Annotated in this window: 7 protein-coding genes; all 7 read left to right on the forward strand. The window is 35.0% G+C overall.

Annotation, left to right across the window (positions count from 1 at the left end; translation table 11 throughout):
* Positions 1 to 125 precede the first annotated feature (125 nt).
* Entirely contained in the window at positions 126 to 3,551 is a 3,426-nt protein-coding gene (locus tag A6I66_RS08620; protein ID WP_211267543.1) for a SusC/RagA family TonB-linked outer membrane protein, read from the forward strand.
* Between the two features lie 13 nt (positions 3,552 to 3,564).
* The gene (locus A6I66_RS08625) at positions 3,565 to 5,058 is read left to right on the forward strand and encodes a RagB/SusD family nutrient uptake outer membrane protein (protein ID WP_157614154.1); all 1,494 of its coding nucleotides are present in this window, start codon (positions 3,565 to 3,567) and stop codon (positions 5,056 to 5,058) included.
* Between the two features lie 15 nt (positions 5,059 to 5,073).
* Positions 5,074 to 6,135 carry a DUF4465 domain-containing protein gene (locus tag A6I66_RS08630; protein WP_067147825.1) on the forward strand — a complete coding sequence of 354 codons (1,062 nt, stop codon included), beginning with the start codon at positions 5,074 to 5,076 and terminating at the stop codon, positions 6,133 to 6,135.
* 127 nt (positions 6,136 to 6,262) lie between these two features.
* Positions 6,263 to 7,636: a TlpA family protein disulfide reductase gene (locus A6I66_RS08635; RefSeq protein WP_067147828.1), complete on the forward strand. Its 1,374-nt coding sequence runs from the start codon at positions 6,263 to 6,265 to the stop codon at positions 7,634 to 7,636.
* Between the two features lie 277 nt (positions 7,637 to 7,913).
* Positions 7,914 to 9,890: a protein-disulfide reductase DsbD family protein gene (locus A6I66_RS08640; RefSeq protein ID WP_067147831.1), complete on the forward strand. Its 1,977-nt coding sequence runs from the start codon at positions 7,914 to 7,916 to the stop codon at positions 9,888 to 9,890.
* Between the two features lie 45 nt (positions 9,891 to 9,935).
* Positions 9,936 to 10,844, forward strand: a complete 909-nt coding sequence (locus A6I66_RS08645) for a S1 family peptidase (RefSeq protein WP_067147834.1) — start codon at positions 9,936 to 9,938, stop codon at positions 10,842 to 10,844.
* A gap of 51 nt (positions 10,845 to 10,895) precedes the next feature.
* Positions 10,896 to 12,416 (forward strand): aminotransferase class V-fold PLP-dependent enzyme, encoded by a 1,521-nt coding sequence (locus tag A6I66_RS08650; RefSeq protein WP_084399579.1) that lies wholly within the window; start codon positions 10,896 to 10,898, stop codon positions 12,414 to 12,416.
* Positions 12,417 to 12,434 lie beyond the last annotated feature (18 nt).

The following is a 12,434-nucleotide window of genomic DNA, read 5'->3' on the forward strand; positions in this document are numbered from 1 at the left end:
GATAATACTAAACATCTCACCGCCAGTGCTATCCCTAACAATTGATTAATAAACCAACATGTAAATTTATGAAAAAAAACACCAACCTACTTCTCTTTTTTAAGGGAAGGTTTTTATCACTCATCATGAAAACATTTATTTTTCTTTTTTCAATGACTGTATTTAGTTTAACTACTAAAAATGGATTCTCTCAAAATGCTAAAATTGAAATTAAAGATAACCAAGTTGTTTCTGTTGACGAAGTATTTAAGCTAATTAAAGATCAAACTGATTACGCTTTTATATATCGTGCAGATTTATTTGAAAATTATCCAAAAATTGCATTGAAAAAAGGGATATTTCCTGCCAATGAACTCTTAGATATGAGTTTGTCTAAAGGAAGGTTTGTTTATGAGTTTGCAGAACAAAATACAATTGTTATTAAAAGTAGAGATACTCAAACCAATAAAGTCACAACGGCGCCCAGCATATTACAGCAAATAATAACAGGTTATGTGTCAGATGATTTAGGGATGCCATTGCCTGGAGTAGGGGTTGTGCTAAAAGGAACTAGAAATGGAGTTGTTACCGATTTTGATGGTAAATTTTCCATCAAGGTGAGCAATGTTAATGAAAGTTCTACTTTAGTTTTTAGTTACATGGGGTTTAAAGATGTAGAGGAGTCTATTTTTAATAAAACCTATATTGAGGTAAAAATGATTCCTAACCTTGATAATTTAGAAGAGGTTGTTGTAATTGGTTACGGGACTTCTAAAGTAAAAGATGCTACCGGTTCAATTTCTAGAATAACTGCTACCGACATTGAAAATGCCCCAATGGAAGCTACTATTGAAAGTATGCTACAAGGTAAAGCTGCCGGGGTTAGTGTGCAAGTACAGTCTGCTTCACCAACTTCTCCTATTAGTGTTATTATTAGAGGGCAATCATCGCTATCGGGAGATAACCAACCATTATGGGTTATTGATGGTGTTCCGCAGTATACTTCAACCACTTCAGGGAATGTAACCAATGCCTTAAATAACTTAAATCTTGATGATATAGAAAGTGTCGATATTTTAAAAGATGCATCAGCAACTGCTGTATATGGGTCTAGAGCAGCCAATGGTGTTATTATGGTAACGACTAAAAGAGGAAAACACCAGAGTAAGCCAATGTTGGAAATATCATCTAGAGTGGGGCTTACAGCAATGGATTTTAATGATTATCAGTTATTTGAAACCGATGCCTACAAGGAATTTACTATTGCAGCAAGTAAAGAATCAGTGCTTAGCAATGGAGGATTTAATAGTTATACAGAAATATTTCTAGATAAAGATGCCTTATTAAATTTAAATACTAGTGAATTTGATGCTTCAGATTTAACGGTATTAGCTAATGCGTTTTATGATTCTAATACCAATTGGCAAGATGAAATGACACAAAATCCCTTAGCTGTACAACACAATTTTTCAGTTCGAGGTGGATCGGAAGCAACGACTTATTTTGTGTCCTTTAACTACAATGACAGAGACGGGATTATTAAATCTGGTAAAAGTGAGATCTACGGTGGTCGACTTAATTTCGACACTAAAATAAGTGATAAATTCACTTTCGGTTTAAACTTAAACGCTAGTACCCGTACCGCAGATGATAAGGACGGGATGTTAGGAAGTTTAAAAGGGACTCGACCAGATTTACCTCCGTATAACCCAGATGGTTCTATTTTTACTGCCGATATATATACTGAAAATCCGTATACAACACTACTTAATACCAATACTTCAACAGGGCTTGTATTGAATACAACGTCTTATGTAAATTATGAAATTATAAAAGACTTAAATTTAAGAGGTGCCTATACCATTAATTACTCAGATGCAGAGTCCTTAAGGTATAATCGTTTGGGTAGTAGTGATAATAACGAATTTAATAACAGGACTTGGTCTAGTAGTAAAACTACTTTTGATGTCATGGAGGCAACCTTGTCTTATAACAAATTAATAGGGGATAAACATGATATCACCCTTTTAGCTGGTTACTCTGGAGAGGGCAGTAAGAAAAGATATTATTACATAAAAGGCGAAGATTTTCCGGATGATGAGGTTCTTAATAATTTTGGATCGGCTGCCGATATAACCGATGTAGATGAGACTACTTCACAAAATGCCTTAATCTCTCAATTTGCTCGTGTACATTATAAGTTCGCTGATCGCTACATTATCTCCGGAACAGTACGTCGCGATGGTTCGTCACGTTTTGGAGAAGATAATCGTTTTGGAATCTTTCCATCAGGAGCACTAGCTTGGTTAATTTCAGAGGAGAACTTCATTAAATCTACACAAGCGAAAAAATATGTTTCTTATTTAAAATTAAGAGCATCTTTAGGGGTAACAGGGTCTCAAAACCTTGGAGATTTCGACTGGATTACTAGAATTAATTCAATTATTTATAACGATAGTCCTGGATTAGCGCCAGCTACAATTGGAAACCCAGATCTAGGATGGGAACAAACCGAAATGTTTGATTTAGGATTAGACTTTGGGTTTTTTGATCATCGTCTTTCTGGGTCTATTGGTATTTATGAAAAATCTAGTAAAGATTTAATTTATGATAAACCAATTGCTTGGAGTTCATCATTTAAAGATGTCACCTCAAACGTGGCATCTATAAGTAATAAAGGATTCGAGTTTGATATTACATACAATATTATTCAAACGGCTAAGCATCGTTTAGCCTTCGATTTTAATTTCTCGAAAAATGTAACCAAGGTTACAAAAATTAATGGCTCACTTGAAGAATTATATTTTCCAAATACCAGGACTCCATATATTCGATTAGTTGAAGGAGGCGAGATAGGCCAGTGGTACGGATTAGAAACCGCAGGGCGTTTCTATGTAAATGCAGAAGATACCTATGGGCTTGTAGATAATGTGACTTCTACTGGACAACCAACGTACCTAAACAGCTCTACGGAAACGGCTGGAGATCTTATTTTTATAGATCAAAATGGAGATGGCCAAATAACCGACGACGACCGTGTTAACATTGGAACCTCGACACCTAAAGGTTTTGGTGGTTTTGGATTAACCTATCAATATAAAAACTTTAATTTTAATACCACATTTTCCTATGCGTATGGACACAAAAGGTTCTGGAACATGCCTTATACCGATGTGGCTAATACTAGAAACGAAAACCAAAGTAATTTAATAGCAGGACAAAGTACCATCTTAAATAGTCCATACGATGCACTTTACCCAAGAATGGCTCCTGGAGGCGTTGGGTCTAATAATAAGTTTTCCGATTTCTATTTACACGATGCGTCGTTTATACGTTTAAATGCATTAAATGTTAGTTATAGGTTGCCGAGTTCTGTATTTACAAGTTCAGCATTAACCGGAATAGAAATAACACTTCAGGGAACAAATTTATTTACAATTACTAAATATCCAGGGTTTGATCCGCAAGGGAATTGGTCTAGTACGTCTCTTGGTTCAGGAATGTCAATTGATTCTAGTAGGTATCCTTCAGCACAAATTTACAGTCTTGGAGTTAGATTTAATATTCAATAAAAACGGACAACACATGAAAAATATATTTTATATAACGTTAATTGCTCTAGGTTTCACAGTAACTTCTTGTGAAGACAGTTTAGAATTAACACCTAGTTATTCTTTAAATGAAAAAAATGCCATAACCAATGCTCAAGATGCTCGTGCTGCTGTAAATGGAATCTATGAATCTATTGTGAATACCGATAACTTTTCAGGGAAAGTTTTTGTGTCTTTTGCTGCTAAAGCTGGATTTGTAAGATGGTCTAGTGGAGATTACTATATGGAATACTCCCAGTCTAACGAAACAACAGTTAATATTCCAAACCGCTGGTTAGAATATTATAAAACGTTAAATGCGGCCAATTTTGCCATTAGTAATATTGAAAACATGACCGCCGATCAAATTGATCTTGGTGAAAAAAATGAGTTTTTAGCCGAGGCCAGATGTTTAAGAGCCTTTGCAAATATTTTCGTTTTTTGGAATTATGGCCATTGGTGGACAAGTGATGACTCAAACCCGAATGGAATCATTTTTCGTGAAAAGGCGATTACTTTAGATGAAATTGAAATTGGTAGGCTAAATGTAGGCGATAGTTATGAGAAAATCTTTGAAGATCTTGATTTCGCTATTCAATATTTAGAGAGTTTTACAAGTAATAGATATGTATCTAAAGAATTTGCGAAAGTTTTAAAGGCCAAAATAATACTTTACAGAAATGCGTATAATGACGGCACAACCAATTTAGAGGAAGCCCTTACTTTGGTAGATGACGTGTTAAATACAAGCCTTCCTGGTTTTTCTATGCAAGGTGATTTAGCTAAAGTTTATCAAGATTCTTGGGATTCTGAAGAAAATTTATTCTCAAGTTACATATCCGACAATGCAAGTAGATACTATAACATTAGTTATACGTATGCTTTCAATATGATTATGAGTTATGCTAATAAATTGCCAGTAAATGGCGATTTAGATGCCGGATTAGAGTATGGTTTCCATTGGTTTCAATTCGATCCTCGCTGGGATATCATTACAGGTGAAGCAAGAGCACCTATAGAATGGGATACACAACCAAGATTTGCATTTACCAAGGTAGCAAGACTTGGTAGATATGCTGGAGAGTTGGCTAGTCCACAAGATCTTAAATACAATACTTATTTCTTTAGATATCCAGAATTATATATCCTAAAATCAGAGTTATTAGCAAGATCAGGTGCTTCAATTGCCGAAGCTATAGCTCCTATTAATGAAATGCGCTCTAAACGAACAAATCCTATTTTGGATAGTTTAAATCCTACAACGCAACAAGACTTGATGGATGCTATTTTTAAAGAGTACTTTTTAGAAACCTTTATCGAAAATGGTAGCGAATATTTTGCCGCCCTAAGGTTTAAGGATGGTGCAGGAAAACTTTGGATTGAATCGATTAGAGGGGAGCCCATTGATGAAAATCATTTATGCTATCCTATTCCTAATGTAGAGATGCAATACAATAAGTTAATTGAGCAAAATACTGGATTACAATAATTTAAATTTTAGTTTATGAAGATAATTTCAAAATATATAACGGCTTTAGCATGTATCACTTTATTTCATGCTTGTGACGATGAATTAGAGGTTAAAATTCCTTATCCAAATGATATTACTTTTAATGAAATAGAATTAGATCGTTTTACGTATGAAATTTATGACGCTCCATTTCAAGTTGGTAACTCGGAGTCGGGAGTCATCACTGTAAATGTATCTAATCCCGCTGGCGGACAGTTTAGTGGGTTTGCTTTGTCTAATAAAAACTTTCGATCTTATCCTTGGAGTTTAAGTAGAGACTTTGCTCCTGCAGTAGGACTTACTCCAGAAGAAACGCAAGAAGCTATAGATTCAACAGCTTTTAGTGTCTTTACTAATAGGGTGAACAGAACAGAAAATTATCTAGTAGGGAATGCAACAGGAGATAATGCCTTTTTTACTTTGGCACAGCCTGGAGTTGTAGAACATGTTTTAGTAGCAAATACCTCTTATAATTACCTTTTAGCTAGTTATGGATCTATTTATTCGGGAACCATAGACCCCGATACAAGGGCTTATTTGTTTACTGGTCGAGCTGTTCAAAACCCTAAAATAGATAATACAAGTACAGATCTTTTTAGTGCTTTTAGTTTACCTGCACCTAATAATCAGGAGGCACTATCATTAAGAAATCATAAAGAAGTTGCCAAGCGTAAAGTGGGTGAGGCAGCAGGAGAAGTTGCTAAACAAGCTGTTTTAGATGCTGGTGGAACAGAAGACGAAGCAGAAGCCGCCTATAAAGAGGCATACAATGAGGCTTATGCAGATTTCAACACAGGCTATTTAAAATTAATTATTGAAGGCTCGTTAAATGGAAGTACCACTGGAAATGTAGAGTTTTATTTAGGCTTAATGCCAGATGTAGATCCTGAATATCCTGATTATAATTTTGTTTTAAACGATTGGAAAAAAGTAGATTTAACTGCTTTGGGTACAGTAGATAAGGTGTTGTTTAAAGTAACCTCATCTCATGTTAACGATCAAGGAGAAATGATTTATCCTGCTTCATTTTGTTTAGATGGCATTCGACTTCAATAATAAAATATCATAAATAAAAAATAAAAAGGGCATAGTGCTCTAGCTTATAATTAATGTTGAAATGTATAAATAAATTCTCATTTATATATCTCAATAAGTAAACTAATGCTTTATAAAAACATAAACAATGAAAGTACAAATTGCCATATTGCTTGTTGCGTTATGCTTAACGTCTTGCGCAGAAAACAAACAAACTAAGGACTATATAGTCTTCTCTGGGAAAATAGAAAATGTCCCTTCAAAAAAACTAATGCTAGGAGGCGATGAAGGCACTATCACTATTGAACTAAATGAAGATGGTACTTTTTCAGACACCCTAACTCAAGGTGAAGGCCATTACGTGTTATTTGACTCTAGAAATAGATTAGATTTTTATTTTACTAACGGATCAGAATATAACCTAACAGCAGATTTAAAACATTTTAAAAAATCAGCCAAGTTAACAGGAACCGATACCGATGGATCAAAATATCTAATGACTAAAATTGAACGTATTAAACGCGTAAGAGGGAACAACACAGCGTTTTACTCTTTAGACGAAAAGGATTTTTTAACAAAAGAGGCCGAACTTTCTGAAAGCTACACGAGCTACTTAGACAGCTTTCCAAATTTACCAAAAGCCTTTGAAAAATCTGAGCGTGAAGAGTTAAGGTATTATCACCTTTTAACCTTAGCGAAATACCCGAGCTTACATCGTATGTTTACTAAACAACCAGATTTTAAGGTTTCAGAAGATTATTTCAAACCATTAGATACTGTAAATTATTTAAACGAAGCTGCATATAATCGAGGTGGATCTTACCGTAATTTAGTTTCGGCACATTTTAATCGAAAAGCTGAAGAACAAGCCATGCGAGATGGTACAGATAAATACTTTACGAAATTAAAAGTGTTCGGAGCCATTCCTGTTGAAAAAATAAAGAATAATTTGTTGTTCGCAGCAGCTAGTACCGATATTCGTTATACCGATAAATTAGATGAATACTATAATACCTTCCTTACGGTATCTACAGAGCCAAAGCATAAAGAGTCCTTAAAAGAGAATTATGAAAATTTAAAGCTCTTATCTGCAGGTCAGCCATCACCAATCTTTACAGATTATGAAAATCATGCTGGAGGAACAACATCTTTAAGTGACTTTAATGGCAAGTATGTATATATCGATGTTTGGGCAACATGGTGCGCGCCTTGCATCGGTGAAATTCCTTCGCTAAAAAAAGTTGAAAAACAATACCACGGTAAAAAAATAGCATTTGTGAGTATTTCTATTGATGTAGAAAAGGCACGCGGTTCTTGGAGAAAAATGGTTGAACGCAAAGAACTTTCAGGAGTTCAGTTAATTGCAGATCATGATTGGAAAAGTGAATTTATCAAATCGTATCAAATAAAGGGAATACCACGTTTCATTTTAATAGGTCCAGATGGAAATATTGTTGATGCCAATGCACCAAGACCATCAGACCCGAAATTAATCGAAGTTTTTAATGCACTCGATATATAGTATCCATGTCGTAAACCATGTGTTGGTGGTTAGTTTATAGTATAAAGTAATTTTACGTAGTTACTCTATTCTTTCATATATAAACATTTGAGTTAGTCAAGATCAAAGTTTAGAAAGGTTAAAAGGGTTATTTGAAAAAGTAGCCCTTTTTAATTTCTGAAAACATGGGTTAACATATTCATAAAAATATATCAAGATATAGTTCTTGAAGGTTTTAATAACGGAAAATTCTATCAAGTAGTTCTTTAACTAAAGCAATCAATTAAACATCTATTTAATGAAAAATTTATTAATAGCGCTCACCTTTTTAACCTTTGGTATTATTAATAGCCAAGTTTTAGATCCTGTGAAGTGGACAACTTCGGTTGAAAAAATATCTGATACCGAGTACAATTTAATTTCTACAGCACAAATCGATGCTGGTTGGCACTTGTATTCACAAACGGTACCCGAAGGCGGTCCTATTCCAACAACATTTATTTACGATAATTCTGAAGAAAATTTCCAATTAAACGGAAATACTATTGAAGGTGAAGGACATACCATTCAAGATCCGATTTTTGAAATGGAAATTAAATATTTTGAAGGGAAAGTGAAGTTTATTCAAAATATAAAAGTTTCACAAGCCACTTCAACAATCAAAGGAATGGTTGAGTTTATGGTTTGCGATGATACTCGTTGTTTGCCGCCAACCGAGGTTGATTTAGATTTTAAACTTGGTGATGAAAAGGCCGTGGCAACAAATACAAATTCAGATGTTGATCAAGCACAAGCTTTAGAAAAAAACATAGAAAAAACTAAAAAAGAAGCAACAAGCAAAGGGCTTTGGTCCATCTTTTTTATTGCTTTTTTTTCAGGCTTTGCTGCCTTGTTAACCCCTTGTGTGTTTCCTATGATTCCTATGACGGTGAGTTTCTTTACGAAACAAAGTAAAAACAAAGCAGCGGGCATTAAAAATGCTATTATTTATGGTGTAAGTATCATTGTAATTTATGTGCTTTTAGGGATTCTAGTGAGCCTAATTTTTGGAGCCGATGCCCTGAATGCCCTATCGACCAATGTATGGTTTAATATTATTTTCTTCTTACTATTACTCGTTTTTGCTGCATCTTTTTTAGGTGCTTTCGAAATTATGCTGCCTAATTCATGGGCGAATAAAGTGGATAGTCAAGCCGATAGAGGCGGATTAATAGGTATCTTTTTTATGGCTTTAGCCTTAGCTATTGTGTCATTTTCTTGTACAGGTCCTATTGTAGGAACTTTGCTGGTTCAAGCCGCTGCTGGTGGTAGTCAGATTGGTCCTATTGTAGGTATGCTAGGTTTTTCATTAGCCATAGCCTTACCATTTGCTCTTTTTGCAGCCTTTCCGGGTTGGTTAAATTCTTTACCAAAATCGGGCGGCTGGTTAAACACCGTGAAAGTGGTATTAGGATTCTTAGAATTGGCTTTAGCCTTCAAATTTTTATCAAACGCCGATTTGGTACTACAATTACACTGGTTAGAGCGTGAAGTGTTTATTGCCATTTGGATTGCAGTTTTTGGTGCTTTAGCTTTTTACCTTTTTGGGAAAATACAGCTGCCTCACGATTCACCAATTACACACATTTCTGTAGGTCGATTGTCTTTAGGGCTTATTATTTTATCCTTTACCATTTATATGATTCCAGGGCTTTGGGGAGCACCTCTAAATTTAATTAGTGCTTTTCCTCCACCACAGCATTATAGCGAGTCGCCTTATGGTGTTGGCTATACGCAATTAGGTTCTTCAAATGTTCCTGGCGGGCATCATGAAGAAGTTCCTGAAGGGGGTCATTTAATACCACCACACAATATTTTAGCTTTCGACGATTATGATACAGGCTTAGCTTATGCCAAAAAAGTAGGCAAACCGGTGATGTTAGATTTTACGGGTTGGGCCTGTGTGAACTGCCGAAAGATGGAACAAAATGTATGGCCAGATCCTAGTGTTTTAGATATTCTTAAAAATGATGTGGTTCTAATTTCATTATATGTAGATGATAAGCGTGAATTAAAACCCGAAGAAGTTAGAGAGTCTAAATTAAGACCAGGAAAACAACTAAAGTACATCGGACAAAAATGGAGTGAGATGCAAACTATAAAATACAAGTCGAACTCACAACCCTTTTATGTTATCATCGATCATAACGAAGAACAATTAGTAGAACCTGTAGGCTATTTACCAGACGTTCCAGAATATAAGGCTTGGTTAGAGAAAGGGGTTAGTAATTTCTAACATTTAAGAACTAGATTTCTATAAATCATATAAAATAAATATAAAATGAAATTCAATTATATCATATATCTCACATTAGTAGCCCTGTTTAACGGTTGTAACTCTACTAAACATGTTCCCGAACCTAACGAAAATGTTGTGGTCGAAATACAAGAAGACGAAGCTGAAAATAGTTCAGAGTTTGTAAAAGCGGCGAGTTTAAAGATTGATGCCATTGTAGCGGCAAAAAAACATACACCTTTTAATAAACTGAAGGAGGATAGGGATGAAAATTTTGAGGCAAACTCAGGTGTCGAGATAGCTCATACAACGTCAGAGAAAAAGACAGGTCATGACATGTACTACCATTTACAAAAAAGTACATTATACATTGGCTCATCTTATTTATGCGATCAATGCCCTAATACACATTTAAGTGCTGCATCTGGATTTGTAATTCATGAAGATGGTATCGTAGTCACGAATTATCATGTTATCTCACCTAAAGACACCATTGAGTATGATGGCTTATTCGCTATAGATTATGATGGAAATGTTTATGTGGTAACCGAGGTGTTGTCTGCTAGTAAGGCTAATGATTTAGCCATTCTTAAAGTAGAAACTAACGGTAAGAAATTAAGCGCCCTGCCTTTAGCTAATCAAGAACTTGTTGGTGAGGATGTGTATATGATGGGGCACCCTTTTAAAAATACTTTTTTTATGACCAAAGGGATTATTTCTAGAAAATTTGTGAATTCTAAATCTAGTAAACCTAGAATTTCTATTACAGCAGATTTCGGTATTGGTGCTAGCGGCGGACCAGTTGTGAATGATTCTGGTGAAGTCGTTGGTGTGGTTAGTGCTACACGCGCTTATTATACCGACGGAGCAAAGCGCAAAGGTGATTTACAACTGCTTTTAAAAATTGTGGTACCAGTAAGTCAGCTTAGAGATTATGTAAAAGAAGCGGTGTGAAAAACGTCTGCTGAAGTAAAAGATTAATTTAAAAATAAAGGGGTAATTATTATGAGTATTGTTGAATTTTTATGTGATATCTTAAAACAAAAGTTACCAACGTTACCGGAAGCCGATTTAGAGTCCTATTTCTCAGAGTTTAGAAAAGATATCATTGGTTTAGACCAAACGTTTACCTCGCCTTATGGCGAAAAAAAAATAATATATGCCGATTGGACGGCAAGTGGCAGATTATTTAGACCCATAGAAGAACAACTATTAAATGATATTGGCCCTTTTGTTGCTAACACCCATACAGAAACCTCGATTACAGGAAGTGTGATGACCCATGCTTATTTAGAAGCAAGGTCCATTATTAAAAAGCATGTTAATGCCTCGAATGATGATGTGTTATTAACTGAAGGTACGGGTATGACCGGCGCTATTAATAAGTTTCAGCGCATTTTAGGACTTAAAATAAGTGAAAATCTAAAACCACATATTGAAGTTCCAGAGGAGAAAAGACCTGTAATTTTCGTTTCTCATATGGAGCACCATTCAAACCAAACCTCATGGTTAGAAACCATTGCACGAGTTAAGGTAATTCCATCTGATGATAAGGGGCTACCTTGTCTTAAAAGCCTTGAATTGTTGTTAGAAGAATACCGAGAAATTCCTATTAAAATTGCAGCAATTACGGGATGCTCTAATGTTACTGGTATTCGCACACCCTATCATGCTATAGCTAAAATAATGCACAGAAATAATGGTTTGTGTTTTGTTGATTTTGCTTGTTCTGCACCTTATGTTAATATAAACATGCATCCAGAGGAAGAAGATGAGTATTTAGATGCTATAACATTTTCACCTCATAAGTTTTTAGGTGGTCCAGGAACAACAGGGGTTTTAATTTTTAATAAAAAACTATATAAAAATTTAGTTCCAGACAATCCAGGCGGTGGTACGGTTAGTTACACCAACCCTTGGGGAGATCACGATTTTGTAGACGATATAGAGACGCGTGAAGATGGAGGAACTCCAGGCTTTTTACAAGCTATTAGAATCGCCCTTTCCATTCAGTTAAAGGAGAAAATGGGTGTTCAAAATATTTTAGATCGAGAGCACGAATTGAATGCCATAATATTTAAAAATTTACAAAAGATTGAAAATTTAAAAATTCTAGCTCCCAATAATACAGACCGTTTGGGGATTTTTTCATTTTATATTGAAAACGTACACTACAACTTAGTCGTAAAGCTTTTAAACGATAGGTTTGGTATACAAACACGAGGAGGATGTTCTTGTGCTGGAACCTATGGGCATTATTTATTGAATGTTGATAAATCTAGATCTAAATCCATAGAAGTTAAAATATTAGAAGGTTGTTTAGTTGAACGCCCAGGTTGGGTACGTATGTCAATTCATCCTACTATGACCAATTTTGAAGTTGAATTTATTTGTGAAGCTATAAAGGAAGTTACAGAGCATATCTCTGTTTGGGGTGAGGACTATAAATACGATGCGCTTAAAAATGAATTTATTCATAAAGATCACCATCACATCGAACAAGATATTGTTGAAGCTTGGTTTTAATATAATCCCGATGTTTTA

Origin of the sequence: Pseudotamlana agarivorans, from assembly GCF_001642835.1 — a bacterium.
Classification (GTDB): Bacteria; Bacteroidota; Bacteroidia; order Flavobacteriales; family Flavobacteriaceae; genus Pseudotamlana; species Pseudotamlana agarivorans.

What these genes read in the sequence shown, in the direction of transcription:
- A6I66_RS08620 (WP_211267543.1), top strand. Translation starts at nt 126, where the DNA reads ATGAAAACATTTATTTTTCTTTTTTCAATGACTGTATTTAGTTTAACT.
- A6I66_RS08625 (WP_157614154.1), top strand. Translation starts at nt 3,565, where the DNA reads ATGAAAAATATATTTTATATAACGTTAATTGCTCTAGGTTTCACAGTA.
- A6I66_RS08630 (WP_067147825.1), top strand. Translation starts at nt 5,074, where the DNA reads ATGAAGATAATTTCAAAATATATAACGGCTTTAGCATGTATCACTTTA.
- A6I66_RS08635 (WP_067147828.1), top strand. Translation starts at nt 6,263, where the DNA reads ATGAAAGTACAAATTGCCATATTGCTTGTTGCGTTATGCTTAACGTCT.
- A6I66_RS08640 (WP_067147831.1), top strand. Translation starts at nt 7,914, where the DNA reads ATGAAAAATTTATTAATAGCGCTCACCTTTTTAACCTTTGGTATTATT.
- A6I66_RS08645 (WP_067147834.1), top strand. Translation starts at nt 9,936, where the DNA reads ATGAAATTCAATTATATCATATATCTCACATTAGTAGCCCTGTTTAAC.
- A6I66_RS08650 (WP_084399579.1), top strand. Translation starts at nt 10,896, where the DNA reads ATGAGTATTGTTGAATTTTTATGTGATATCTTAAAACAAAAGTTACCA.